Source organism: Pseudorhodobacter sp. E13 (assembly GCF_003991405.1).
Classification (GTDB): Bacteria; Pseudomonadota; Alphaproteobacteria; order Rhodobacterales; family Rhodobacteraceae; genus Pseudorhodobacter.
Map to the genome: position 1 here is coordinate 1 of NZ_RPEN01000150.1, position 26,281 is coordinate 26,281.

A 26,281-nucleotide genomic window follows, 5' to 3' on the forward strand; every position below is an offset into this window, starting at 1 on the left:
TCGTCTGGACAAAGTCGGCGCAAGACATCCTTACCCGCGAACGCCGCGCGCTGGACAAACTCGATGAAATTCGCGGAAATCGGTAACAAGCGTCAGACTCAGAACACTAGGTATTAAGGCAGCAATAGGGCAAAAATGCCCAAAACAAAACCGGGGCAATCATAAATCCCGGATATGAGGCGGAGTAGTATCATGGTTAAGGCGATTGATTTCGCTGTCCGCACTTCTGCGGGCAAAGTTGTGCGCGGCGCTGTAGCAGGCGAAGGCGGCAGTGAATTTCTTCAGGTTGGTTCGGGTGAAACCGTATCGCTGAATCTGTCTCAGTCCAGCGTGTTGGGATATGAACGTCAGGGCAAGGATCTTGTTCTGAAGCTCTCCGACGGTCGCCAGATCACGCTGAGCGGATATTTTGAATCAGCGGCAGGCGAAGATAATCGCCTTTACCTCAGCTCCAACGGTGAAGTGACCGAGGTTTTCCTGACGGATGGCGGCGATGGCACGATGTATGCCAATTACGGCCCCGTCGATACCTGGAATAAATATTCCAACGTCGATGATATCCGCTTTACCGATGACAACACCCTGATGGCCGCAGACGGCTATTCGGATGATACCGTCGGCATGGGCCCGTTCGCGCCTGCGCTGCTGGCTGGTCTGGGCGGCAGCGGCCTTGGCACCGCAGCGGCGGTTGCCGGCGGTCTGGGCGTTCTGGGCTCTCTGGGCGGCGGCGGTGGTGGCGGCGGCGGCGGTGGCAGCACTGGCCCAAGCCGCGTCCCTCCGGCGGTGAACGAAGCCAACAGCAGTAAAGACATCACGACCAATACCGAAGATAAAACGGTTGCCGTTACCGGCACCGGTGAGCCGGGCGAAACGGTCAAGGTTGTCGTCGGCGATAAGACGCAATCCACGACCATCCTGCCCGATGGCACTTGGGAAACCGAATTCGACGGCGATGACTTCCCCGGCGATGGCACGTTCGAAGCTGTTGTTACCGTCACCGACAAGGATGGCGGCAAAACCGTGCTGGATGGCCCCGGTTTTGTGATTGACCTGACCCCGCCAGAAGTGACGCCGACCGAAGGCTTTGTCAGCACGAACGATGTTGAGAACCTTCTCGAATATGCGAATGGCGTGACTGTGAAAGGCGAAGGCGAAGTCGGCGCGAAGATCGTTGTCACCGTAGAGGGCGGCAGCCAGTCGACAACCGTGGGCACAGATGGCACCTGGTCGGTGACGTTCACGCAGGCCCAGATTGCAGGCGGCGAGTATCACGAGATTCCTGTGACCATCGTTGCAACCGACCCGATGGGCAACAAAACCACCATCACCGACAAAATCGCGGTGGATACGGTTCCGCATCCGCTGACCTTCAACTCGGTTACCGATGACAACGCCATCAACGCTATTGAATCCAACGGTGAAGTGCTGGTGACGGGCGTATCGACACCTGGCGCGATGGTAACGGTGAAAATGGGAACCACCACGCAGACCGTGGAAACCAATGCCAGCGGCACCTGGACGGCGCGCTATCCGTCCGGCACGTTTGCAGGCAATGACGGCGACCGCACCTTTACCGCGACCACCGTGGATGCTGCGGGCAACCCAAGCAGCGCGACCCATACGATGAAGGTTGACACGACAACGACCGTCAACTTCGCTGCGGGGAACCTGACCGCCGACAACATCATCAACGCCGATGAGGCGAATGCAGGCGTTACCCTGACAGGCACTGCGGAGGCCGGGTCCAAATCGGTGTCCGTGCAATGGAACGGCGTCACCCTGCCGGTGGATACCTTGGCAGCCGATGGCAACTGGTCGGTGAAATTCCCCACCTCGGCGGTGCAAGCCACCGGGACCACAACTGCGACCGTTACCGCGATTGATGCCTATGGCAACAGCGACACCGATGTCCGCGATATCACCGTGGACCGCAGCACAACGGTTTCGGTAAACCCGAACCAGGCGGGCGGCGATAATATCATCATGAGCACCGAAGCCGATGCCGGCGTAAAACTGACCGGCTTGGCAGAACGTGGCGCGAAAGTGGAAGTGACCTTCCAAGGCACGACCCACACCGTCTATGCCTCGGAAACGGACGGATCGTGGAACGCAACTTTCTCCAGTGCCGAAATTGCGCGCGGCACTTATGACACTGGCGCGAATACAGTTGTGTCTGTGAAGGCCACCGACAAGGCCGGGAACACCGCGACAGCCAACCCTCATATCCTGACCGTCGATACAGAGGTGAACCCATTCACCGCAGGGACCAACAGCTACAACAGCATCAAATCCGACAAGGTGCTGAACAACGACGAGGCCGCAAACGGGCTGACCGTTACCGGCACGGTGGAGGCAGGATCTTCGGTCAAGCTGAGCTTTGGCAATGCGGGCCCGTTTGAAGCAACCGTGACTGGCACCACCTGGACCTATACGATCCCTGCCGCCAGCATCCCCGGCGGCGATCAGATGGTCAAGCTGACTGTCACCGCGACCGACAAACTGGGCAATATTTCGACTCCTTACACCGAAATGATCGACATCGACCGTGTCGTGACCCCGTTCACCCGGAGCGGAGGCATGATTGGCGACGATGGCGTTCTGAACGCAGTTGAAGTTGCAAACGGCCTTAATCTGAACGGAACCGGCGAAGTTGGCTCTACCGTTGTGGTGTCATTGCCCACGGGTGCGACGCAAACGATCGAAGTTGGCAGCAGCGGCACCTGGACGGCAAGCTTTACCGCCGATCAATTGCCGCGCGGCGATGGCACCAGCATGAAGATCGACTTCAAGGCGACAGACCTTGCTGGCAACACCGCCAGCTTCTCGGAAACGGTTACGATTGATACAGTTGCGCCGGACTCGCCGGATATCACGACCTTCAGCAAGAACACGGCGGGCACCGATCTGGTCGGGGTCAAGCTGGACGAGGCGATCAACTCTGATTTCACCTTCCACCGTGTTGGCGCAAACGGCAGCCATACCGAGATTCAGCTTGATGGGCCGACCACGGGTTCGAAATGGGCAGACTTTGAAAGCAGCCCCATTCCTGAAGGCGATTATCTGGTTGTCAGCCATGCCGATGATGCCGGGAACGACTCTTCGACCCTGTTCCTGACCAACAACACCGGCACCTCGACAATTGATCTGGGTAATGCAGGACTGCGCGACTTTGACTTCACCACGCTGGATCTGACGGTTGCAAAAACCAGCATGACCATCAGCGCCGAAGACCTGATCGCAATCACCGGTCCTGAAAACACGCTGGTGATCAAAGGGGGTGCCGATGACAGCATCACCTTGCAGGATGCACAGAAAGCAGCGGATCAAGGCTCTGCCCCGGCTGGCTTCACGCTTTACACGCTGGGCGATGATGGGGCTTCGATCTATCTGGACGACGACATCCAACCCACGTTCTGATAGGGCAAGCACATGCCAGACAGAACCCGAAAGGCACAACGCGGCGGGGGCAAAAGCCCCGCCGCGCGGCTTGCCGCAGTCACGAGTATTTTGGTGCTGTCAGGATGTATGGGCGACGGATTGCCCGGTGTATCCATGTTTGCAGGCAGTTCACCGTCACAACCCGCAGCGATTGGGGCGAATGCCAGCGAAATCGGCCTTGCGGCAGCAGACAAGTCAGATCGCGGCGAACAGCGGTCCTTTGTCATTGATGGGCTGATTGCCCGCCGCTCTGTCCTGCCTGCCAAAGGTCCCTATGCACAGATCGCCAGCGCGGTTCTTGCCGCCAACAAGGGCTCTGCCGCGGCAGAGCTGCGCGTGGCCCGCCTGAAGGCCGAAGCGAAATCTAAAAACTGGCTGCCCTCCATCGGTCCTTCGATCAGCCTGACCTCGCTGGGCACGCTTGCAGCATCCATTCTGGTCGAGCAGATGCTGTTCGACAACGGCAAGCGCAAGGCAGAGCGCGCCTTTGCAGCCGCCGATGTGGAAATCGCTGCCGTTGGCCTGTCGCAGGAAATGAACACCCGCGTTTATGAAGGCTTGGCCTATTACATCACCGCTCAACAGTCGATGGCCCGCGCCGCCGCTGCAAACAAAGGTGTTGGCACCTTGCAGGAATATGGCCGGATCATGGGATTGCGCGTTGAGGGCGGCTTGTCGGATCGGTCCGAGGAGCGTGTGATCCAGCAAAAGATCGCAGAAATGCAAAGGCTCGCCGCCGCAGATCAGGAAGCGGCCACAACCGCGCTGGCCGAGTTGAACGCGATGACGCAGGTGCCGTTGAAAGGTGTGTCGGGGCTGTCCTCGATCAATGCGCCTGCGGGACCGTCCGAACCGCTTGCCGTGCTGAAAGCCGAAGGCGAAGCCCGCCGCGCCGTTGCCGAAGCGGAAATGGCCCGCGCTGGCTTTTTGCCCAGCCTGAGCGCAAGCGGCACCTTGGGCAAAGGCGGGGTGACGGGCGGCTTGAACCTCGAAACCGATAACGGCATCGGTTTTGGCACCGGGGCCAGCCTGCGCGCCGTTGAGGCCAGTAAACAGGCCGCCGCGCAAAAGGTTGAAAGCACCCGCGATGACGCCCAGCGCCAGATCGTGGCGCTGGAACGCGAGATAGCCACGCTGAAATCCCGCGAGGCGCAGGATGCCGCCGTCTTGGCCCAAACGGCGAACAACCTCGAAATGTTTACAAAACAATACAAATTCGGCCGAAGACCCTTGATGGAACTGGTCGGAATGTATGAAACTTACACAGGCTTGGAACGAGAGCATGTTGCGCTGACCTACGATATCGCAATGCGCAGCTTACAGATCGCGAAAATACGCGGAGTATTGGTGGACGGGGCCAGGATGTGAACGACCGTGTGGTCGCCTTTGACATGAATGCCGACCGAAGCACTGCTTCGGTCGCTGCTTCTGCACGGCCCGCACCTTCACAACGCCCGCACCGCCCCCGCCACACCAGCCGCGCGATGACCCGCGCGCAATTGGCCTCGGTCTATGCCGGATTGCTTGGGTCCGAGATTTCGGCGGCTGACCTTTTGGAACATATCCAGATCGCGGCGGGCAGTGGTGCGCTGGGGCTGGATGAAATCGCCGCAGCGCTGCGCGGTGTCGGGCTGACAGCCAAGGTCGAAAAGGCCCCGAAATCTGGCGAAGGCGCCTGGCCCGCGCTGGCCCTGATGGCCTCGGATCAGGTGGTGCTGGTGCTGGGCCAGTCTGACACCACGGTCGAGATTTATGACACCACCTGCCCCGACAACCGCGCCGATGTGCCGCTTGCCGATTTCTACAAGGTGTTCACAGGAAAGCTGTTGCGCGCCCGCACCACGATGGCGGACCTTGAATCCCGCCATTCGGACAAGGCCGCCGCCGCGCATTGGTTCTGGGGCGAATTCCCGCATTACCGCCGCCAATTGCTGGAAGTTGCCGCCGGGTCGATGGTGGCCAACCTTTTGGCCGTGGCGGTCGCGCTGTTTTCCTTGCAGGTTTATGACCGCGTGATCCCGCATAAATCGGAACCCACGCTGTGGGTTCTGGCGCTTGGCGCGCTACTGGCGGTGATCCTCGAAGGCGTGCTGAAAATGGCCCGCTCTGGCCTGATGGATGTGACGGGTCGGCGGATTGAACTGACCGTGCAATCGCGCCTGATGCACCGTCTGCTTGGCATGAAGCAAGCAGCCGGCACCCGTGCGCCCAGCCAGATATTCAGCGCCATGCGGGAATTTTCCTCGGTGCGAGAGTTTTTCACCGCCTCCACCATTGGCACGATGGCGGATATTCCGTTCATCCTTATCTTCCTGCTGCTGGTTGCCTCTATCGGGGGCAATCTGGTTTGGATTCTGGTGGTCGGCGGTATTCTGATGGTCGCGCCGGGCTTTTTGTTCCAGAAAAAGATGATCGCCCTGACGCAATCGACCCAAGGGGCCTCCATGCGCGCCTCGCGGCTGCTGTATGAGGCGGTTTATGAACAGGAAACCGTGGCCACCCAGCGCGGCGAAGATCGCGTCAAAAGGCTGTGGCAGGAACTTGTAACGCTGTCTGCCGTGAAATCGTCGGAACAGCGGCACCTGTCTTCGGCGCTGACCTATTGGGCCCAAGGGGTGCAACAGGCCACCTATATTCTGGCCGTGGTCGCCGGGGCTTACCTTGTGTTTTCCGGTGATTTCACGATGGGCACGATCATCGCCATCGGTATTCTGACCGGGCGCACCCTTGGCCCCTTGGCCCAGCTTTCCGCCACCCTTGCGCGCTGGTCCAACACCAAGGCCGCGCTGCAAGGGCTGGACGCCATTGCCGGGGCCGATCAGGTCGAAGAACAAGGCCGCAAATACCTGCGCCGCGAGCGCCTGACGGGCGTGTATGAGTTGCGCAACCTAACCTTCAAATATGACGAAGCCTCGGCCGCCACGGTGGAAATTCAAGGCTGCAAGATCCCGGCGGGTCAGCATGTCGCGGTGCTGGGCACCAATGGCTCTGGCAAATCCACCCTGCTGCGCGTTCTTGCGGGCCTGTATGAGCCGACCTCGGGGCGCATCCTTCTGGACAATGTCGATATGGGCCAGATTCATCCGCGCGACCTGCGGCGCGGCATTGGCTATTTGGGGCAAGAGGTGCGGCTGTTCTCGGGCACGATCCGTGACAACCTGAACATGAACCAGCTTGAACGCGACGATGATCGCCTGTTCGAGGCGCTGGAATTCGCAGGCCTCGGCCCCTTCATCCGCAACCATCCGCGCGGCCTTGATCTGGAAATCCGCGAGTTGGGCGAAGGCCTGTCGGTTGGTCAGCGCCAGTCCATCGGCTGGGCGCGCATCTGGCTGCAAAACCCACAGATCGTGCTGCTGGATGAACCCACCGCCGCGCTGGACCAGACGCTGGAGGCAACGCTGGTCAGCCGCCTGACCACTTGGCTGGAAGGGCGCACCGCCATCATCGCCACCCACCGCATCCCGATCCTGCAACTGACCACCCGCACACTGATCATGCAAAACGGCAAGCTGGCCGTCGATGGCCCGCGTGAGGCGGTGTTGGCGCATCTGAACAAAGCCCAAGGCGGTGCCAAATGATGACCACCTTCGACCACGGGCTAGAGGAAAAAAGCCAGCGCCCCGGACGGATGATCTGGATCATTTTTGCCGCGGTCGTGGTCTTCGTGATCTGGGCGGCTTTTGCTTGGGTCGATGAAATCGTGCGCGCCCCGGGCGAGGTTGTCTCCTCCTCGCGCCCGCAGATCATCCAGAACCTTGAAGGCGGGATTCTGGCCGAACTGAACGTGGCCGAAGGCGATATCGTGGAACCGGGCCAAACACTTGCCCGGCTTTACGGCACGCAATACCAATCCAAGGTCGATGAATTGCGCGACCAGATCGCCAGCTTTGAAATCCGGCGGCGGCGGCTGGAGGCGGAAATGGCCGGCATGCTGGAATTTGACGTGCCGGATGAACTGGCCCAGCGCCTGCCCGATATCGTTGCCTCCGAAGGCGCGTTGCTGGCCGCGCGGCAAAGCGATTTCATCGCCCGGCGCGATGGTGCGAAACAGGTGCTTATTCAGGCCCAAAAAGAACTCGACCTGCTGGAAAACATGTATGCGCAGGAAATCGCACCGCTGATCGAAGTGACCAAGGCCCGCAAAAGCTTTCGCGATGCCGAAAACCGCTATTCCGAAACCACAACGCAGATGGAACTGGAACGCGCCAAGGAATATTCCGACGCGCTGAAAGAGCTTACGTCTTTGCGGCAAATGCTGAAAGGCGCTGTCGATCAGCTGGACCGCACCGTGCTTTCCGCCCCGATGCGCGGCGTGGTCAACAAGCTTTCGGTCACCACCATTGGCGGCGTTGTCCGCCCCGGCGAAGAGATTTTGCAAATCGTCCCGCTGGATGAAGAAATGTTCATCGAGGCCAAGGTAAAGCCCGCCAATATCGCCTCTGTCCGGCAAGGGCAGGAAGCGACGATCAAGCTTTCGGCCTATGATTACACGATCTACGGCTCTTTGCAGGGAGAGGTGGTGCTGGTTTCGGCGGATACGTTCAAGGATGAACGCGCCCGCGACCCGGATGCCGCCGCGCATTACAAGGTAACGCTGCGGGTGGACCTGAAACATCTGACCGAACGTCAGGCCAAAATGGAAATCCGCCCCGGTATGCAGGCCGAGGTGGAATTGCAGACGGGTGGCAAAACCATCCTGACCTACCTTACCAAACCGCTGTATAAATCACGCGAAGCCCTGCGCGAACGCTAGGCACCGCGCGACCGGGCACGCCCCTTCATCTTGGCAAAAATACCTATCGCGCTTGGCCTTCCGCAAGCGGGTGGCCGCGGGCGGCTGCATTTGCCACAGGCTCAGAATGTCAACACAGCCGCCACGGCCCGCTTCCACGCCTCATATTTGATGCGGCGCTCCTCGGCCGACATCTGGGGCTCAAACGTGCGCTCCAAGGCCCAGTTTGCCGCGAATCCTGCCTGATCGGGGTAAATCCCGGCCCGCTGCCCCGCCAGCCATGCGGCACCCAAGGCCGTGGTTTCCACCATCACCGGGCGGTCGACCTTTGCGCCAATGATATCGGCCAGAAACTGCATGGTCCAATCGCTCGCCGTCATGCCGCCATCCACGCGCAAGGTTGGCTCTGCCCCGGTGGCGGCCCAATCGGCCTGCATCGCCTCCAACAGATCGCGGGTCTGATAGCCCACGGATTCCAGCGCCGCACGCGCCATTTCCTCTGGCCCTGTGCCCCGTGTCAGGCCAAACACCGCGCCCCGGCATTCCGCGTTCCAATAGGGCGCCCCCAACCCGACGAAAGCCGGCACCAGAACCACGCTCTGCCCCGGGTCTGCGCGTTCAGCCAAGGGCTGCGTCTCGCCCGCCTCACGGATAATCTTCAACCCGTCGCGCAGCCATTGCACCACAGCCCCCGCCACAAAGATTGACCCTTCCAGCGCATAGGTCGGCGTGCCGTCCAATTGATAGGCAATCGTCGTCAGCAACCGGTTCTTGGAGGTCACGGCCTTGTCGCCGGTGTTCAACAACGCAAAACAGCCAGTGCCATAGGTGGATTTCATCATCCCCGGCTTGAAACAGGCCTGCCCCACGGTCGCCGCCTGCTGGTCGCCCGCAACCCCAAGAATAGGGATCGGACGCCCGAACAGGTCCGGGCGTGTCATGCCGAAATCGGCGGCACAATCCTTCACCTCGGGCAGCATCTCCATCGGGATGTCGAAAAGCTCACAGATCGTGCGGCTCCACCGCCCTTTGTGAATATCATAGAGCATGGTGCGCGCGGCATTGGTCGCATCGGTCACATGCGCGGCCCCGCCCGTCAGTTTCCAGATCAGATAGCTGTCCACCGTGCCAAAGGCCAGTTCGCCACGCCGTGCCCGCACCCGCGCACCGTCCACATGATCCAGAATCCACTTCAGCTTGGTGCCGGAAAAATACGGGTCCGCCAGCAACCCGGTGCGTTCGGTAATCAGCACATCCTGCCCCGCCTCGCGCAACTCCCGGCAATAGGCGGCGGTGCGGCGGTCTTGCCAGACAATCGCCCGATGGATCGGCTGGCCCGTCTTGCGGTCCCAAACCAGCGTCGTCTCACGCTGATTGGTGATGCCGATTGCCGCAATATCTTCCGGCCCCAGCCCCGCCTTTTCAATCGCCGCACGGCATGTGCCTGCTGTCGTCGACCACAAATCGCCCGCGTCATGCTCTACCCAGCCCGATTGCGGGAAATGCTGGGGAAACTCCTCTTGCGCAACCGCCACCCGCTGCATCGCCGCATCGAACACGATGGCCCGGCTGGAGGTGGTTCCCTGATCAATCGCCAGAATATAGGTCATCGTCATCCTCCCCTTGGCTTATCCGCCTTATCGTTTCATCTATTCTTAAATATCCCCGCCGGAGGCTCCGGCGCTTTGCATCCATGCGTCCAGCGTGGCGATTTGGGCCCTATCCATCCGCAGACCCAGCTTGTTGCGCCGCCAAACCACATCTTCGGCGCAGCGCGCATATTCGCGGGTCATCAGCCAGCTTACCTCGCGCGCGGTCAGGGTGGCACCAAAATCCTGCCCCAGATCGGTGGCGGATGTGGCATTCCCCAATATCTGCCGCGCCTCGGTGCCATAGGCCCGCACCAAGCGGCGTGCCCAAAACGGCGTCAGGAACGGGTAATCGCGTTGCAGCCCGGCAATCAACGCCGCCACCCCATCGGTCGGGAAATCCCCCCCCGGCAGCGGCACGCCTGCTGTCCATTTTGGCGGCAGACCAGGAAAATAAGCCCCGATCTTGTCCATCGCGCTTTCGGCCAAACGGCGATAGGTGGTGATCTTGCCGCCAAAGATGTTCAGGATCGGGGCACCGCCTGCGGCATCCACTTTCAGCGTATAGTCGCGGGTCGCGGCGGTGGCACTGCTGGCCCCGTCATCATACAGAGGCCGCACGCCCGAATAGGTCCAGACCACATCGGCGGCGCTGATATCGCGTTTGAAGTATTTATTGGCAAAGGCGATCAGATAGTCACGCTCGGCCGGGGTGCAAACCGGGGGCGCATCCGGGCTGTCATGTTCGGCATCGGTGGTGCCGATCAGGGTGAAATCCGTCTCATAGGGGATGGCAAAGATGATCCGCCCGTCCGTGCCTTGAAAGAAATAGCATTTGTCGTGATCGTAAAGCCGCTTGGTCACGATATGGCTGCCGCGCACCAGCCGCACGCCTTCGGTCGTGTTGATCCGCAGCTTTTGCTGGATCACATCGCCCACCCAAGGCCCGGCGGCATTGACCAGCATCTTGGCCCGCCGAGTCTCGGTCTGGCCGTCCCGCTCCAGCGTGATCTCCCACAGGCCTTCCACCCGCAGGGCCGACAGAACCTTGGTCCGCACCATGATTTCGGCCCCGCGCGCCTCGGCATCGCGGGCGTTCAGCACGACCAATCGCGAATCCTCGATCCAGCAATCGGAATATTCATAGGCGCGCTGAAACCTGTCTTCGATCGGCGCGCCTTCGGGCGTGCCGGGCAGGTTCAGCGTCACGGTGCCGGGCAAAATCTTGCGCCCGCCCAGATGATCATACATGAACAACCCCAGCCGGATCAGCCAAGCAGGCCGCCGCCCCTTCATCCAAGGCATCACCAGACCCAACAGCTTGGAGGTCGGCGTATCCCCTTCGAACCGCATATCCTTGTGATAGGGCAGCACAAAGCGCATGGGCCAACTGATATGCGGCATGGCACGCAGCAAGGTTTCGCGCTCAATCAGCGCCTCGCGCACCAAGCGCACTTCCCAATATTCCAGATAGCGCAAGCCACCGTGAAACAGCTTGGTCGAGGCGCTGGAAGTGGCCGAGGCAAGGTCGTTCATCTCGGCCAGTGTCACGCGCAGCCCGCGCCCCGCCGCATCGCGCGCGATACCGCATCCATTGATGCCGCCGCCAATGATGAACAGGTCGGTGACAGCGGTATCTTGGGCATGGGGCGACATAGGGCTTTCCCGTCCATCTGGCAGAATTCCCCTTTAGCGAACCACCCAAGGCGCGTTTTCGCAAGGTTTATTTTCGCTAATGTTCGATTGCTGCCAGAATAGTTTACCACGATCAACCTACTGAAAATGCGTTAAAAACCAATAATTTTTAGGAGTCTGACGACAACAAGCCTCACCGAAACGAACATTACAGGATACATTTTCCCCATCCCTTGATAAAAACGAACATAAGCGAAAACCGGAGCCGCCGAATCATGTCCCAGAACTTCCGCCACCCCGAGATTCTGGGCATCGCGCAAAAAGAGGGCCGGGTGACGGTCGAGGCGCTGGCCGAACGATTTGGCGTCACGGTGCAGACCATCCGCCGCGACCTGACCGAACTGGCCGAGGGCGGCAAGCTGACACGGGTGCATGGCGGCGCGATCATGCCATCGGGCACCATCAATATCGGCTATGAGGATCGGCGCATCCTGAATGAAACCGCCAAAACGGCCATCGCCCGCGCCTGTGCCGCGCAAGTCCCGGATGGGGCGTCGGTGTTTCTGAACATCGGCACCAGCACCGAAGCGGTCGCGCGCGCGCTGTTGCACCATCGCAAGCTGTTGGTGGTGACGAATAACATGAATGTCGCCGGTATCCTTGCGGGCAACCCGGACTGCGATGTGATCGTGACGGGGGGCATGCTGCGGCGGTCTGATGCGGGGTTGGTGGGGCATCTGGCCTCGGACACGATCCGGCAGTTCAAGTTCGATTTCGCGGTGATTGGCTGCTCTGCCTTGGATCAGGACGGTGATCTGCTGGATTTCGACTTTCAAGAAGTGATCGTCAGCCAGACCATCATCGCGCAGGCCCGCCGCAGCTTTCTGGTGGCGGATCATTCCAAGTTCAGCCGCAGCGCCCCGGCGCGGATTGTGTCGCTGACCCGGATTGATACGTTTTTCACCGACAAGCCGCTGCCCGCCAAGCTGACCGCGCTTTGCGCCACTTCGGATACGGCCATTGTCGTGGCACCGGACAGTGATTGAACCGGCTCAGAACGGGCAGTCTGCCGAAAAGGTCATCACCGCGCCGCTGTCGGGGTGGCGGATTTTCAGGCTGTCGGCGTGCAGCATCAAACGCGGAAAGGCCGCCGCCGCCCCGCTTGCATAAAGCGGATCGCCAAGGATCGGGTGGCCGATTTCCAGCATATGAACCCGCAACTGATGGCTGCGCCCGGTCAGGGGGGTCAACCGCATCCGGGTTTCCCCATCCCCGCGCCGCAGCACGCGCCAATCCGTGACCGAAGGCTTGCCCGTGTCAAAATTCACATGCTGGCGCGGGCGGTTCGGCCAATCCACAATCAGCGGCAAGTCAACGCGCCCGCTGTCCTCGGCCACCTCGCCCCACAGGCGGGCAAGATAGATTTTCTTGGTCAGCCGCTTTTCAAACTGCTGGCCCAGAAAGCCCTGCGCTGCCTTGCTGCGGCCAAAGATCATCACCCCCGATGTATCAAGGTCCAGCCGATGCACCAGCAAGATATCGGGAAACACCTCGCGCAGGCGGTTTATCAGGCAATCGCTGCGCTCCTCTCCGCGTCCCGGCACGGACAGCAGGCCGGAAGGCTTGTCCGCGACGACGATATGATCGTCGGAATAGATCACCGAAAGCGGGGTGCTTGGGGGGGTGTAGATGAAATCGCTCATGCTTTGCACCTACCCCAAGCTGCGGGGTCAGACAATCCGGTGCCCTGCCGCCCGAAGGCTTTGGGCCAAGGCGGCGATATGGACTGGCCCCACCTCGCAGCAACCGCCGATGATCGTGGCCCCCTGCCCCACCCAATCCATCGCGAAACGGGCATAGCGTTCGGGCGTCAGGTCATGGCGCGACGACAAGGCGGCAACCGTTGGGCTGTCTTTCAGGAAATCCGGCGCGATATGGGTAAAGCCATTGGCATAGGCCCCAAAGGGACGCCCGAAAGTGGCAACCTCTGTCAAGGCTGCGGCCATCGCCTCTGGCACGGAACAGTTCACCAGCACCGCCGCCGGGTCAAATTCTGCGATCACCGGGGCCAGATCGGCCACCGCCTCGCCCGAGCGCAGGCGCGTGCCATCGGCATCATCCACCGTGATCGACAGCCACACCGGTTTGCCCGCCGTCACCGCCCCTTGCAGCGCGCCGGTGGATTGCAGCACCGAGGCAGAGGTTTCGATCAGGAAGAAATCCACCTCTGGGGCCAGCAGCGCCGCGATCTCGGCGTATTTGGAAGCGGCTTGATCTGCGGGTTCGGCCACATCGGCACGGTAACTTGCCCCCAGCGGCCCCAGTGACCCTGCGATCCGCCCCGACCCATGCGCGGCGCGCGCGGCCTTCGCCAGCCGCAGCGCCGCTGCGTGCAGATCATGGAACAGATAGTCCATGCCCTGCTTGACCAAGCGGTCGTGATGGATGGCATAGGTGTTGGTGGTTGCCACCGTGGCCCCTGCCGCAAAGTAATCCGCGTGGATCTGTTGCACCAGTTCGGGCTGGTCCAGCATCACCTGAGTGGCCCAAAGAGGGGTTGGCGCGCGGCCTGACCGGGCCACCAGTTCCTGCCCCATCCCGCCGTCGAGAAGCGTAATATCTGCCACGATGCCATCCTTTGCTTTGCCTTTGCGCGGACATTCCGCGCCTTGATGGCAAAGATCAAGATATGTCGTTTGACAGGGGCACAAGCGGCCCGCCAAATACCCCGAAACGGAGGGGCCGAAATGGATTATAACACAGTGCCCGCCGCCAGCTTTGGCCATTCCCTGTCGGGGCTTACGGTCAATCTGTTGGTGCGGGATGTCGCCGCAGAGGTGGCGTTTTTGACCGGGGTTTTCGGGATGCAGGCCTTTCGGCAATCCGCCGATTTCGCGATTGTGACCTATCAGGGGCAACCGATTCAGGTGCATTCCGACGGCAGTTTCGCTGCCCATCCGCTGCACGGGCTTTTGCCCGAAGCAGGCCCGCGCGGGGCCGGGATCGAGCTGCGTTTGCATGAAACCGACCCAGATCGCGCCTGCGCACAGGCCGAGGCGCTTGGGGGTGTGGTGCTGCAACCGACGACAGATAAAGCAGGCCATGGCTTGCGCGAAGCTGTCATTCTGTCGCCGCATGGTTATGCTTTTGTGCCAAGCGTTCGGATTTAGGGGATGACCATGCATAAAGGCCGCTGCCAATGTGGCGAGGTGGAATTTGAGGTGACAGGCGATCTGGGTGCACCAAATGCGTGCCATTGCTCTGTCTGCCGCAGGATATCTGGGCATTATTTTGCCTCGACCGAGGTTGCCAAGGGCGATTTGCGGCTGCTGCGAGAGGATGGGCTGCGGTGGTATCACTCCAGCGCCAAAGTGCGGCGCGGGTTTTGTGGCACTTGCGGGTCATCGTTGTTTTTTGACCCACCGCACCGCGACTGGATCGCGATTGCGATGGGGGCGTTTGATGCGCCGACCGGGGTGCGCTTGTCGCTGCATATCTTTTGCGCCGACAAGGGGGATTACTACGATATCAGCGATGGCTTGCCGCAAAACGCCCAATAGCGAACGGATTGGGGCGTTTCGGGCTTAGCCTGAACCGCTTTATTCGGCGTTGCGAAAGAGATCGGCCATCAGCCGGGTGAGTTCTGTCACATCGGTTTCGGTGAAGGCGGCAGGTGTGTTGCTGTCAAGATCCAGCACCCCCAACAGCTTGCCCGCCCCGTTCCAGACCGGCAGCACCAGTTCCGACCGGGTAGAGGACGCGCAGGCGATATGGCCGGGAAAGGCATCAACATCTGGCACCAGTTGCGGCTGCCCTGTCCGCGCTGCCGCACCACAGACCCCGCGCGAGAAAGGGATGACCAGACAGCCATGCCCGCCTTGATAGGGCCCAATTTTCAGCGTTTCCGGCGCAGTCACGCGGTAAAACCCTGTCCAATCCGACAGGTCATGCGCGTGATGGAGTTCGCAAGCGATGGTGGCCATGAGGGCGACACTGTCGGTTTCACCTTGGCACAGCGCGTGGAGCGTTTGGGACAGTTGGGCGTAGTCGGGCATGATCGTCCTTGTGGTTTGCGAAGGGAGCGGGGGCCAGCCCCCGCACCCCCGGGATATTTGGGCCGAAAAGAAAGCGGGAAGAGTCAGGGCAGCTCAATCGCGATGGCCGTGCCTTCGCCGCCGCCGATGCAGATGGCGGCGATGCCGCGTTTGAGGTTGCGCGCCTCTAGGGCGTGGAGCAGGGTGACAATGATCCGCGCGCCCGAAGCGCCGATAGGGTGGCCCAAGGCGCAGGCACCGCCGTTCACATTCACCTTGTCATGCGGGATTTGAAGTTCGTGCATGAAGGCCATGGGGACAACGGCGAAAGCCTCGTTCACCTCCCACAGGTCAACATCCGCCACGGTCCAGCCAAGGTGATCCAGCAATTTGCGGGCAGCGGGAACCGGCGCGGTGGGGAAATCGGCAGGGGCATGGGCGTGGCTGGCATGCCCCATGACATAGGCGCGAATGGGCAGGTTTTGGGCTTTGGCGGCAGTTTCAGAGGCCATCAGCAAGGCCGCCGCCCCATCCGAGATGGACGAGGAATTGGCCGCCGTCACCGTGCCGTCCTTACGGAAGGCAGGTTTCAGCGTGGGGATCTTTTCCGGGCGGGCCTGCGCGGGTTGTTCATCGGTGGTCACGGTGGTTTCGCCTTTGCGGCCCGACACGGTGACGGGTGTAATCTCGGCCGCCAAGGCCCCGCTTTGCGTGGCGTCCAAGGCGCGGGTCAGCGAGGCCAGCGCATAGGCATCCTGATCGGCGCGGGTGAATTGGAACGCTTGGGCGCAGTCTTCGGCGAAAGTGCCCATCAGTCGGCCTTTGTCATAGGCATCCTCCAGCCCATCCAGAAACATATGGTCAATGGCACCAACATGGCCAAGCCGCGCGCCGGAGCGCATCTTGGGCAAAAGATACGGTGCCTCGGTCATGCTTTCCATGCCGCCTGCCACCATCACGGCGGTTTGGCCCAGCGCGATCTGGTCATGCGCGATCATCGCGGCTTTCATGCCCGAGCCGCACATCTTGTTGAGTGTGGTTGCCGGAACAGCATCGGACAGGCCCGCCGCAAACCCTGCCTGACGGGCCGGGGCCTGACCTTGGCCTGCGGGCAGAACGCAGCCCATCAACAGCTCTTGCACCAGTGCCGGATCAACCCCGCCCAAAGCCGCGCGAATCGCAGCGCCCCCCAGCGTGGCGGCAGGCACCCCGGAAAACGCGCCTTGAAACCCACCCATCGCCGTGCGCGCCGCGCCCGATATGACAACTTTTTGCATGAATGCCCCCCAATTCGCGTGCAGTTACCAGATGCTAACCTCTGGGTCATAGCCTGCAACCATTGAAATTGGGAAGGGGCTTGCACGATGCAGCTACAGACGAAAGATCATGGCGGATTGTTGGTTGTGACCGTGTGTGAGGACCGGATCGACGCCGCAGGGGCGATTCAGTTCAAGGAACGCATGCGCGAGGTGACGGAGGCACCTTCGGGGCGGGTGGTGCTGGACCTGTCGCGCGTGTTGTTTCTGGACAGTTCGGGGCTTGGCGCGGTTGTCGCCGTGTTGAAACTGCTGGGACCGGAGCGGAAGCTGGAACTGGCCGGGCTGACGCCGACAGTGGCAAAAGTGTTCCGGCTGACGCGGATGGATACGGTTTTCATCATCCACCCGACGCTGACGGATGGGTTGCAGAAAGTTGGCTGACCCAGTGGAAGCACGGATACTGCGGACAACCATCGCCAGCGACCCTTTCGCCGTGCGCGAAGGGCTTGCTGCCTTGTTGCGATCCCCGATGATCCATGAGTTGAGCGAGGGTGCCAGAGGTGGCGCGGAAATCGTGCTGGCAGAGGTGCTCAATAATATTGTGGAACATGGCTATGCAGGTGAAGCTGGCGATATCACTGTCACGCTCCGCTCTGGGCCCGTGGGGGTGCTTGTTGAGGTGGAAGATCAGGGCAAAGCCTTTCCAAGGGAGGAGCTTCCGGAAGGCCGTCTGCCCGATATCGACCCGGACAAAGACCTGCCAGAAGGCGGCTTTGGGTGGTATCTGATCAGAACACTGGTCCGCGACCTGTCTTATCGCCGAATCGGGGCGGGCAATCAGGTGCGATTTTGTCTGCCGCGCGAAGACAATGTGTAGAATGTCGCCCATCTGGAAACAAAGCCCGTTCCGTCAAGGCTTTGTGGGCAAATCGAAAAAACTGACACCTATATGCCGTTTTTTCCCCCTAAACGCGCCGCCTTGCTCCGCCCATATGGCACTTGTAGCTGCATAAAGCTTCCCTCGGCGCCGCGCATATTGCCCCCACCCAGATCGCGGCGCCGAGGCACATCTTCCTGTTCATTTCCGCACTTGGAACTGTGACCCACAGGCCCTAGGTTTTGCGGGTAGCAACGCGGGGGAGAGATGTGATGCGCGATTTCCAGAAACCGGGCCGGTCGGCCGTTTACGCGGCGAATGGCATGTGCGCCACGTCTCATCCTTTGGCGGCGGGGGCCGCAATTGAGGTGTTGAAGGCGGGCGGCAATGCGGTGGATGCCGCCATCGCCGGGGCGGTTCTGCTTGGGTTTTGTGAACCGCAGATGACGGGCTTGGGCGGTGACTGCTTCGTTCTGTTCAAACCCGCCGGGTCAGAGCAAATTCACGCGCTCAACGGCTCTGGTCGCGCGCCGATGGGGCTGGATGCCGCTGCCCTGCGCGCCCGTGGCCTGACCGCGATGCCGCTCTATGCCGCCGAGGCGGTCACGGTTCCCGGGGCTGTCGATGCGTTTTGCACCCTCTCTGCCGATTGGGGCCGGATGAGCATGGCCGAAACCCTCGCCCCCGCGATCCGCTATGCTGACGAAGGCGTGCCGGTTGCACCGCGCGTGGCAAAAGACTGGGCCGAGGCCGAGCATCTGCTGCAAGGCCGCGCCCGCGAAACCCTGCTGTTGAATGGCAAGGCTCTGACGCTTGGGCAAATGTTCCGCGCGCCCGGTCAGGCCGAAGTGCTGCGCCGCATCGCCGCCCAAGGACGCGCCGGATTTTATGAGGGGGAGGTGGCGCAAGACATGGTCGCCTCGCTGAATGCGCTGGGGGGCACCCACACGCTTGACGATTTTGCCGCCACCAAATGCGACTATGTCAAACCCGTCTCTGGCCCCTATAAAACCATCGACCTGCATGAACATCCGCCAAACGGCCAAGGCGCCACCGCGATTCTGCTGCTCAATATCCTGTCGCATTTCGACATCGCAGCAATGGACCCCTTCGGTGCCGACCGCGCCCATATCGAGGCAGAGGCGACCAAACTCGCCTATGACGCCCGCAACCGTTTCATCGCCGACCCCGATCACACAACCCGGCTGGACCATATGCTCCGCCCGGAAACTGCGGCACAACTCGCCGCGTTGATCGACCCCAAACGCGCCATGGCCAGCGCCGCCCCGCTGACCGAATCCGTCCACAAAGACACGATCTATATCACCGTGGTCGACAAAGACCGCATGGCGGTGTCGCTGATCTATTCGGTCTATCACAGCTTCGGGGCCTGCCTTGCCTCAGACAAATTCGGGATCAACTTCCAGAACCGAGGCGCAGGCTTCACCCTGCAAGCAGGCCACCCGAATGAGGCCGCAGGCGGCAAGCGTCCGATGCACACCATCATTCCCGGCATGATCGCGGAACAAGGCCGCGTCACCATGCCCTTTGGTGTGATGGGCGGGGCCTATCAACCCTGCGGCCATGCCCGCTTCGTTTCGAACATGGTTGATTTCGGCATGGACCCACAATCCGCCATGGACGCGCCGCGCTGCTTCTCCGGTGCCGAAGGGATGGAGGTAGAGCGCGGCTATTCCGATGCCGTCCGCACCGATCTTGCCGCCCGCGGCCATGATGTGAAAATCCCGGTTGTGCCCCTCGGCGGCTCACAGGCAATCAAATTGCACAGCGATGGCCGGCTCGAAGGCGCCTCTGACCCGCGCAAGGACGGCTGCGCTTTGGGCTATTGATCTGTCCGCTTCATCTTGGAGCAAATACCTCACAGGGGGTCCGGGGGATGTGAAATCCCCCGGCCTTCGCCAAATCGGCAAACGTCACAGCAACAGCGCCAGCGCCAGACTCAGGGTGAAAAAACTCATCGCCGTTGTGCCCAACATGGCAAGTGAGGCGAGACCCTCCATGCCGACCTCTTGCGCGAAAATCGGATAGACCCCCAACATTGGCACCGCGCAGGCAATCAGCAAACAGGCCCGCAAATCAGCCTCCAGCACAGGCCCGCCCAGTGCAGCCACCAGCGTCAGCACCAACAGCGCCATCACCGGATGCAGCACCAGCTTGCCAAAAATGATCTGCCCGGCCAGCGCCATATTCCCGCGCAGCGCAATCCCTGCCAGCGACCCACCAATCACGAACAGCGCCAGCGCAACCGAGGCGGTTGAAATCATCATCAATCCGCGGTCCACCACCATCGGAATCGGCAGCTTCAGCAGCGACCAGACAAGCCCCGCGATCAACGCCAGAATCAAAGGCCGCCGCATCAGATCACGCGCGATCCCCAGAATCATCGCACCAGGCCCGGCCCCTTTGCCCCGGCCAATCGCGATCATCGCCAGCATCAGCGGAATCATCAGCAGGTTTTCCACCATCAGACACATCGCCAGCACCTTGGGGGCCAGCGCGGGAAAAGCCAGCAGCAAAATCGGGTAAGACATATAGCCGGAATTAGAACAAGCCGCCCCCATGATGCAAATCCCGGCCCGGTCCAGCGGCATGCCCTGCGCGCGGCGAAACCACAAAAACCCCACCGCCATCACCAGCAGCGATGCCAGCGCATAGAGCCCCATGAAGGCGGGGTCGAACACCTCCGCCACATCCCGTTTGGCAATCGCGTTGAACAGCAGCGCCGGAAGGGCGATCGAAATCACGAACCGCCCGAAAATCCGCATATCAGCGGCCGAGAACAGCCCCGCTTTCACCGTGCCAAAGCCCAACCCCACCACCAGAAAAATCGGCAGGGTGATGGCGATGACCGTCTCCATTCAGCCGATCTGCCCGCGCACAGCACCGGTCTGGCCGCGATCCAGCAGCAGATGGTCCAGCAGCACACAGGCCATCATCGCCTCGCCCACCGGAACAGCGCGGATGCCGACGCAAGGATCGTGGCGGCCTTTGGTGATCAGGTCCACCTCCTCGCCCGTCATCGTCACGGTCTGGCGCGGTGTCAGGATCGAAGAGGTCGGCTTGACCGAAAAGCGCACCACCACGTCCTGACCGGTGGAAATGCCGCCCAGAATACCGCCCGCATGGTTGGTCAGAAACTCTGGCCCGTTCGGCCCCATGCGAATTTCGTCGGCGTTTTCCACCCCGGTCAGGCTGGCGGCGGCCATGCCCTCGCCAATTTCCACGCCTTTGACCGCGTTGATCGACATCATCGCCGCCGCAAGGTCAGTATCCAGCTTGGCATAGATTGGCGCGCCCAGCCCCGGCACCATACCGCGCGCGGTCACTTCGATCACAGCGCCGACAGAGTTGTGGTTTTTCCGCAAATCATCCAGATAATCGGCCCAATGCGTTGCCGCCACCGCATCCGGCACCCAGAACGGGTTTTCCGAAATCTGGTCCCAATCAAACCGGTTGCGATCAATCGCATGGGGGCCCATCTGCACCATATATCCGGTGATCGAAAGGCCGGGCAGCAGTTGCGCCAGCGCCGCCCGCGCCACGCCACCTGCCGCCACCCGCGCCGCCGTTTCGCGGGCCGAGGACCGGCCACCGCCACGCGGATCGCGCAGCCCGTATTTCTGATGATAGGAAATATCGGCATGACCGGGCCGAAACTTCTGAACGATATCGCCATAATCCTTGGAGCGTTGATCGGTGTTTTCGATCATCAACTGGATCGGCGTGCCAGTGGTCTTGCCCTCATAAACCCCCGACAGAATCCGCACCTGATCCGGTTCGACCCGCTGGGTCATGAATTTGTTTTGGCCGGGGCGGCGCTTGTCCAGCCATGGCTGAATATCGGCTTCGGTCAGTGGCACGCCCGGCGGGCAGCCATCGACCGTGGCCCCCAGTGCAGGCCCGTGGCTTTCACCCCAGGTCGTGACGCGAAACATATGGCCGAAGGTGTTGAAACTCATATCGCCTCCAATGCGCGGTCAGCCCGCGACGCCGCCTGCCAGTTCCGGCACGTTCAGGGCGGAAAAGCCGTAATGGCGCAGCCAGCGCAAATCAGATTCAAAGAAGGCACGCAGATCGGGGATGCCATATTTCAGCATCGCCATCCGGTCGATCCCCATGCCAAAGGCAAAGCCTTGCCATTCGTCGGGGTCAACGCCGGCCGAACGCAGCACATGGCTATGCACCATGCCAGACCCAAGAACCTCCATCCAGCCATCGCCTTCACCGATGCGCAACTGCCCGTCGATCCAGCTGCACTGAATATCCACTTCCGCCGAAGGCTCGGTGAAGGGGAAATGCGAGGCGCGGAACCGGGTTTTCACGGGCTTGCCAAAGAAAGCGCTGAAAAACTCCTCCAGCACCCATTTCAGGTTGGCCATAGAGATATCTTTGCCGATGACCAAACCTTCGACCTGATGGAACATCGGCGAATGGGTCTGGTCCATATCCATACGGTAAACCCGACCGGGGCAGATGATGCGAATGGGCGCGCCCTGTTCCATCATCGCGCGGATCTGCACGGGGCTGGTATGGGTGCGCAGCACATGGGGCGGGCGGTCATCACCCTCCGCGCGGTTCATGAAAAACGTGTCATGCTCTTGCCGCGCGGGGTGTTCCGGCGGGATGTTCAGCGCGTCAAAGTTATACCAATCCGATTCCACCTGCGGCCCTTCGGCCACGGCAAAGCCCATATCGGCGAAAATGGCGGTCAGTTCTTCGGTCACTTGGCTGACGGGGTGAATGGTGCCCGCAGGGCGCGGACGGCCCGGCAGCGTCACATCCAGCCATTCGGTGCGCAGACGGGCATCCAGTGCGGCATCGGCCATCGCGGCTTTCTTGGCGCGCAGGGCGGCGTCAATCTCATCCTTCAGGGCGTTCAGGGCGGCACCGAACGTGCTGCGCTCCTCCGGGCTCATCTTGCCCAATTCGCGCATCTTCAGGCTGATCTCACCCTTCTTGCCCAAGGCGGCCAGACGCACCTCCTCCAGCGCGGCCTCATCGGCGGCGGCGGCAACGGCGGTCAGGTATTTACCTTTGAGATCATCAAGCGCGGTCATCGGTCTGCCTTTCGGAATTTGGTGCCTTGCTGCTATCGGGGAGGGGGTAAAAATGCAAGTGGCCTATCAGGCACAGAATTGCCACTGCGCTGCGCATTGGGTGTTTTTCAACGGCAGCAAACCGGGTATGATGTCCGATATGGCGGGGGCGTCATCGCGCGAATCTATCGCGGAAGCTGGTGTTGTAAATGTTCAAAGCCCTGCCCTTCCTGCTGTCCTGTTTGCTTGTTATCGGCTGCGGCGAAAGCATCGGCAAATCCCCCAATGCACGCATTCTTCTGATGGGGGATTCGATGATGGCGTCGAATGCCGTTGGCGGCAATACCGTTGCCAATGGGATAGAGGCGCTGCTGGGCGAAGAGGTGATCGACCGGTCCGTCTCTGGGGCGAAATACTTTTACTACTTGCCGATTTCGGGTGCTGCGGGGCTGCGGCTGGACGCGCAATACCGCCCCGGCCCGTGGGAATGGGTGGTGCTGAACGGGGGCGGCAATGATTTGCTGTTTGGCGGCGGCTGCGGGGCCTCTACCACCCAGCTTGACCGCCTGATCACCCCGGACGGGCGGCATGGGGCGATTCCGGCCTTTGTGGCCAATATCCGGGCATCGGGTGCGCGGGTGCTTTATGTCGGCTATCTGCGCAACCCCGGCATGGCCACGCCGATCAAATCCTGTGGCCCCGCCGGGAATGAGCTGGACCGCCGACTGACCAAGATGGCCGACCTGAACAGCGGCGTGGATTTCATTGCCATGGCCGACCTCGTGCCGTTCAAAGACCCGAGCTATCACCAGCTGGACCGCATCCACCCCTCACCCAAGGGCAGCCGTGCGATTGCCAAGCGAATTGTCGAGCGGATCAAGCAGCCCGTGCAGACACAAGGCACGCAAGTTGTGCGTAAACGTGTTGTCCGGCGGGTGATCAAGCGGGTTGCCCCCCCGGCGACACCCAAATCCTAACCCCTGAAACGCAAAAAGCCCCGCATCACTGCGGGGCCTTTGAAGTTCGTATCAGCAGCGATCAGGCGGCTGCTTTTGCCTTGGCTTCTTCCGACTTGTCGAAAGCGGCTTTGGCCGATGCGGCGATGGCGTTGAACGCCTCCGGCTCATGCACGGCCAGATCGGCCAGAACCTTGCGGTCCACTTCGATACCCGACAGCATCAAACCATTGATGAAACGGGAATAGGTGAAGCTGGCATCAAACAAACGCACAGCCGCGTTGATCCGCTGGATCCACAGCGCGCGGAAATTGCGCTTGCGGGTCTTGCGGTCGCGGGTGGCGTATTGGTTGGCTTTATCAACCGCCTGCGTTGCAGTGCGGAAGTTGGTGCTGCGCGCGGCATAGTAGCCCTTGGCAGCTTTAATTACCTTGCGGTGACGGGCGTGGGTAACGACGCCAGATTTTACGCGGGACATCCTTGGCTCTCCTTACCGGTTATAGGGCATGTATTTCTTGACGATCTTCGCATCGCTGTCGCACAGGATCATGGTCCCGGTTGCTTCGCGAATGAATTTCGTCGTGCGTTTGATCATGCCGTGGCGTTTGCCGGCGGGGCCAGCTTTCACCTTACCGGATGCGGTGAAGCGAAAGCGCTTCTTGGCCGCAGATTTGGTCTTCATCTTGGACATTTCCATCTCCTCGTTCGAGTGGTTATCGCGCGACTCGGCATGCCACTTTCGGCCGGTCGTGCGGTTGTAGAGCGCGGCGTATAGGACGGGTTTGGCCCAAGCGCAAGGCTTATTCGACCCGGCTAGCGGAGATAGCGGCCGATCACCTTGTAAAACACATCGGGGATTTCAGCGACGGTATACCCGCCGCCTTTGTTCTGCACCGCGACGACAATCAGAACCCCGGCGATCAGAATCAAAATCGCGCCCGCTCGTGGGGCGCGACTTTCCGAAAATGCAGACAGCAAGGAGGGCAAGGCCAGAATCCCGATCACAAGGCCAATAACCAACAACAGATCGGGGTCCATGCTACGCTCCAATAATACCTGAATATTTCAGGTATTATTCAGCTTCGGATACGGAAATCAACCGTTCATCACAGGGGGCCACCCGCAGGATGTTGGTTGTGCCCGGCACGTTGAAGGGCACACCCGCCGTGACGACGATTTGCTCCTCTTCCTTGGCAAAGCCATCCCCGCGTGCAGCGCGAACGGCGGCCAGCACCGCCCCTTTGAACCGGCCTTGCGGCTCGGTGATGGTGCAATGCGCGCCCCATGTCAGCGTCAGACGGCGTGCCGTGCGCACCAAGGGGGTCAGGGCGATGATCGGGGTGCGCGGACGCTCGCGCGCCACAAGGCTGGCCGTGGTGCCCGATTGGGTAAAGCAGCAGATCGCCTTGATGTCGGTCGTCTCGGCAATCTCACGCGCGGCAGAGACGATCGCATCGGCAACGGTGTTCTTGGTGCCCCGGCGGCTGGCCTCGATCACTTCGCGGTAGATCTTGTCGGATTCGACGCTGATCGCCACGTTGTTCATCGTTGTTACCGCTTCAACCGGGTATTGCCCCGCTGCGGATTCCGCCGAAAGCATCACCGCATCGGCCCCTTCATAGATCGCGGTTGCCACGTCCGATACCTCGGCCCGTGTCGGCACCGGGGATTCGATCATGGATTCCAGCATTTGTGTGGCCACGATCACCGGCTTGGCCGCCGCACGCGCGCCGCGCACCAGACGCTTCTGGATCGGCGGCACGGCATGGACGGGCAATTCCACGCCCAGATCGCCACGCGCCACCATGATGCCATCCGACACCGCCAGAATGGAATCGTAGGATTTCACAGCGGCAGGCTTTTCGATCTTGGACAGAATCGCCGCGCGGCCCTTGGCAAGATCACGCGCTTCCAGCACATCTTCGGCGCGCTGCACAAAGGACAGGGCAAGCCAATCCACGCCCATCTGGCACGCAAATTCCAGATCGGCGCGGTCTTTGTCCGACAAGGCGGCCAGCGGCAGCAGCACATCCGGCACGTTCACGCCTTTGCGGTTGGAAATCGTTCCACCAACCACGACAACGCAATCGGCAAAGTCTTTGCCGCATTTTTCAACTTTCAACCGAATCTTGCCGTCATTGACCAACAAGGTCGACCCGACCTCCAAGGCCGCGAAAATCTCGGGGTGGGGCAGGTTCACGCGGTTTGCGTCGCCCGGCGTCTTGTCAAGGTCCATGCGGAAGGCTGCGCCTTCCACCAGATCCTCGCCGCCGTCATTGGCAAAGACGCCGACGCGCAGCTTAGGCCCCTGAAGGTCGGCCAGCACACAAATCGGGCGGCCCGTATCGGCCTCGACCTTGCGAATGATGTCATAGCGGGCGCGCTGCTCGTCCTGCGTGCCATGGCTCATATTCAGGCGGAACACGTCCGCGCCTGCCTCAAACAAGGCCCGAATGGTTTTGTAGTCAGACGAGGCTGGGCCGAGCGTGGCCACGATTTTAACGTTGCGAAGGCGTCTCATGTTGGCCTCGTTCCTATGGTTTGGGTTGCACGCGGGTGTGGGGCAACGGCGTTATGACGAAAAGCGCAGCTATCGGCAATGGTGGAGTTGATAGCGCTAACGCCTTCCGTATTTGCACGATTTGGGTTCCTTTGCCAAGCGGCTTTGCATAAGCCTTGGCATATCAGACCAGATGAAGCG

24 protein-coding genes are annotated in these 26,281 nt (G+C 61.0%); 11 read left to right on the forward strand and 13 right to left on the reverse strand.

What is annotated here, in order from left to right; genetic code table 11:
* Positions 1 to 192 precede the first annotated feature (192 nt).
* From EGN72_RS05925 to EGN72_RS05940, 4 genes are read left to right on the forward strand one after another with little or no spacing between them, the layout of a single operon-like run.
* On the forward strand, positions 193 to 3,417 hold the full coding sequence (locus EGN72_RS05925; protein WP_158623145.1) for an Ig-like domain-containing protein: 3,225 nt from the start codon (positions 193 to 195) through the stop codon (positions 3,415 to 3,417).
* A gap of 12 nt (positions 3,418 to 3,429) precedes the next feature.
* Positions 3,430 to 4,806, forward strand: a complete 1,377-nt coding sequence (locus EGN72_RS05930) for a TolC family protein (protein WP_127045740.1) — start codon at positions 3,430 to 3,432, stop codon at positions 4,804 to 4,806.
* Between the two features lie 23 nt (positions 4,807 to 4,829).
* Positions 4,830 to 7,019: an ATP-binding cassette domain-containing protein gene (locus EGN72_RS05935; protein WP_127045840.1), complete on the forward strand. Its 2,190-nt coding sequence runs from the start codon at positions 4,830 to 4,832 to the stop codon at positions 7,017 to 7,019.
* The gene (locus EGN72_RS05940) at positions 7,019 to 8,194 is read left to right on the forward strand and encodes an HlyD family efflux transporter periplasmic adaptor subunit (RefSeq protein ID WP_199743709.1); all 1,176 of its coding nucleotides are present in this window, start codon (positions 7,019 to 7,021) and stop codon (positions 8,192 to 8,194) included. The genes EGN72_RS05935 and EGN72_RS05940 overlap by 1 nt, the downstream gene beginning before the upstream one ends.
* Before the next feature lie 101 nt (positions 8,195 to 8,295).
* Here the strand turns inward: EGN72_RS05940 and glpK are convergent, their stop codons facing one another.
* Positions 8,296 to 9,783 (reverse strand): glycerol kinase GlpK, encoded by a 1,488-nt coding sequence (glpK, locus tag EGN72_RS05945; protein ID WP_127045742.1) that lies wholly within the window; start codon positions 9,781 to 9,783, stop codon positions 8,296 to 8,298.
* A gap of 45 nt (positions 9,784 to 9,828) precedes the next feature.
* Complete coding sequence (gene glpD / locus EGN72_RS05950; protein ID WP_127045743.1) at positions 9,829 to 11,418, reverse strand: glycerol-3-phosphate dehydrogenase; 1,590 nt, start codon at positions 11,416 to 11,418, stop codon at positions 9,829 to 9,831.
* Positions 11,419 to 11,672: 254 nt separating this feature from the next.
* Here glpD and EGN72_RS05955 point away from each other — a divergent pair, with 254 nt between their 5' ends.
* Complete coding sequence (locus tag EGN72_RS05955; RefSeq protein ID WP_127045744.1) at positions 11,673 to 12,443, forward strand: DeoR/GlpR family DNA-binding transcription regulator; 771 nt, start codon at positions 11,673 to 11,675, stop codon at positions 12,441 to 12,443.
* A gap of 6 nt (positions 12,444 to 12,449) precedes the next feature.
* Here EGN72_RS05955 and EGN72_RS05960 read toward each other — a convergent pair whose 3' ends face one another.
* Complete coding sequence (locus tag EGN72_RS05960; protein ID WP_127045745.1) at positions 12,450 to 13,100, reverse strand: pseudouridine synthase; 651 nt, start codon at positions 13,098 to 13,100, stop codon at positions 12,450 to 12,452.
* Between the two features lie 27 nt (positions 13,101 to 13,127).
* Entirely contained in the window at positions 13,128 to 14,024 is an 897-nt protein-coding gene (locus EGN72_RS05965) for a homocysteine S-methyltransferase family protein (RefSeq protein WP_127045746.1), read from the reverse strand.
* Between the two features lie 120 nt (positions 14,025 to 14,144).
* On the opposite strand from EGN72_RS05965, the gene EGN72_RS05970 reads away from it, so the two are divergent.
* A complete protein-coding gene (locus EGN72_RS05970) occupies positions 14,145 to 14,567 on the forward strand; it encodes a VOC family protein (RefSeq protein ID WP_127045747.1) in 423 nt (140 codons plus the stop codon).
* A gap of 3 nt (positions 14,568 to 14,570) precedes the next feature.
* Positions 14,571 to 14,957, forward strand: coding sequence for a GFA family protein (locus tag EGN72_RS05975; protein ID WP_199743707.1), 387 nt, complete (start codon positions 14,571 to 14,573; stop codon positions 14,955 to 14,957).
* Positions 14,958 to 14,996: 39 nt separating this feature from the next.
* Here EGN72_RS05975 and EGN72_RS05980 read toward each other — a convergent pair whose 3' ends face one another.
* On the reverse strand, positions 14,997 to 15,452 hold the full coding sequence (locus tag EGN72_RS05980) for a GAF domain-containing protein (RefSeq protein WP_127045749.1): 456 nt from the start codon (positions 15,450 to 15,452) through the stop codon (positions 14,997 to 14,999).
* Positions 15,453 to 15,535: 83 nt separating this feature from the next.
* The gene (locus EGN72_RS05985; RefSeq protein ID WP_127045750.1) at positions 15,536 to 16,708 is read right to left on the reverse strand and encodes an acetyl-CoA C-acyltransferase; all 1,173 of its coding nucleotides are present in this window, start codon (positions 16,706 to 16,708) and stop codon (positions 15,536 to 15,538) included.
* An 87-nt stretch (positions 16,709 to 16,795) separates the two neighbouring features.
* On the opposite strand from EGN72_RS05985, the gene EGN72_RS05990 reads away from it, so the two are divergent.
* The 3 genes from EGN72_RS05990 (at position 16,796) to EGN72_RS06000 (ending at position 19,417) form a co-directional block, all read left to right on the forward strand.
* Entirely contained in the window at positions 16,796 to 17,131 is a 336-nt protein-coding gene (locus EGN72_RS05990) for an STAS domain-containing protein (RefSeq protein ID WP_127045751.1), read from the forward strand.
* A 4-nt stretch (positions 17,132 to 17,135) separates the two neighbouring features.
* Positions 17,136 to 17,567 (forward strand): ATP-binding protein, encoded by a 432-nt coding sequence (locus EGN72_RS05995; RefSeq protein WP_233587045.1) that lies wholly within the window; start codon positions 17,136 to 17,138, stop codon positions 17,565 to 17,567.
* A 272-nt stretch (positions 17,568 to 17,839) separates the two neighbouring features.
* Positions 17,840 to 19,417 carry a gamma-glutamyltransferase family protein gene (locus EGN72_RS06000; protein ID WP_127045753.1) on the forward strand — a complete coding sequence of 526 codons (1,578 nt, stop codon included), beginning with the start codon at positions 17,840 to 17,842 and terminating at the stop codon, positions 19,415 to 19,417.
* Between the two features lie 84 nt (positions 19,418 to 19,501).
* Here the strand turns inward: EGN72_RS06000 and EGN72_RS06005 are convergent, their stop codons facing one another.
* Genes EGN72_RS06005 through pheS form a run of 3 tightly spaced genes read right to left on the reverse strand, consistent with a single transcriptional unit; the run spans position 19,502 to position 22,645 of the window.
* Positions 19,502 to 20,446, reverse strand: a complete 945-nt coding sequence (locus EGN72_RS06005) for an AEC family transporter (protein WP_127045754.1) — start codon at positions 20,444 to 20,446, stop codon at positions 19,502 to 19,504.
* The gene (gene aroC / locus EGN72_RS06010; protein WP_127045755.1) at positions 20,447 to 21,547 is read right to left on the reverse strand and encodes a chorismate synthase; all 1,101 of its coding nucleotides are present in this window, start codon (positions 21,545 to 21,547) and stop codon (positions 20,447 to 20,449) included.
* 18 nt (positions 21,548 to 21,565) lie between these two features.
* On the reverse strand, positions 21,566 to 22,645 hold the full coding sequence (pheS, locus tag EGN72_RS06015; RefSeq protein ID WP_127045756.1) for a phenylalanine--tRNA ligase subunit alpha: 1,080 nt from the start codon (positions 22,643 to 22,645) through the stop codon (positions 21,566 to 21,568).
* A gap of 188 nt (positions 22,646 to 22,833) precedes the next feature.
* Between pheS and EGN72_RS06020 the strand changes: the two genes are divergently transcribed.
* Positions 22,834 to 23,601: an SGNH/GDSL hydrolase family protein gene (locus EGN72_RS06020; protein WP_127045757.1), complete on the forward strand. Its 768-nt coding sequence runs from the start codon at positions 22,834 to 22,836 to the stop codon at positions 23,599 to 23,601.
* Positions 23,602 to 23,662: 61 nt separating this feature from the next.
* Here the strand turns inward: EGN72_RS06020 and rplT are convergent, their stop codons facing one another.
* From rplT to pyk, 4 genes are all read right to left on the reverse strand, one after another.
* Positions 23,663 to 24,058 (reverse strand): 50S ribosomal protein L20, encoded by a 396-nt coding sequence (rplT, locus tag EGN72_RS06025; RefSeq protein WP_127045758.1) that lies wholly within the window; start codon positions 24,056 to 24,058, stop codon positions 23,663 to 23,665.
* Between the two features lie 12 nt (positions 24,059 to 24,070).
* Complete coding sequence (gene rpmI, locus EGN72_RS06030; RefSeq protein ID WP_127045759.1) at positions 24,071 to 24,271, reverse strand: 50S ribosomal protein L35; 201 nt, start codon at positions 24,269 to 24,271, stop codon at positions 24,071 to 24,073.
* A gap of 122 nt (positions 24,272 to 24,393) precedes the next feature.
* The gene (locus EGN72_RS06035) at positions 24,394 to 24,618 is read right to left on the reverse strand and encodes a hypothetical protein (protein WP_127045760.1); all 225 of its coding nucleotides are present in this window, start codon (positions 24,616 to 24,618) and stop codon (positions 24,394 to 24,396) included.
* Positions 24,619 to 24,652: 34 nt separating this feature from the next.
* On the reverse strand, positions 24,653 to 26,101 hold the full coding sequence (gene pyk / locus EGN72_RS06040; protein ID WP_127045761.1) for a pyruvate kinase: 1,449 nt from the start codon (positions 26,099 to 26,101) through the stop codon (positions 24,653 to 24,655).
* Between the last annotated feature and the right edge of the window lie 180 nt (positions 26,102 to 26,281).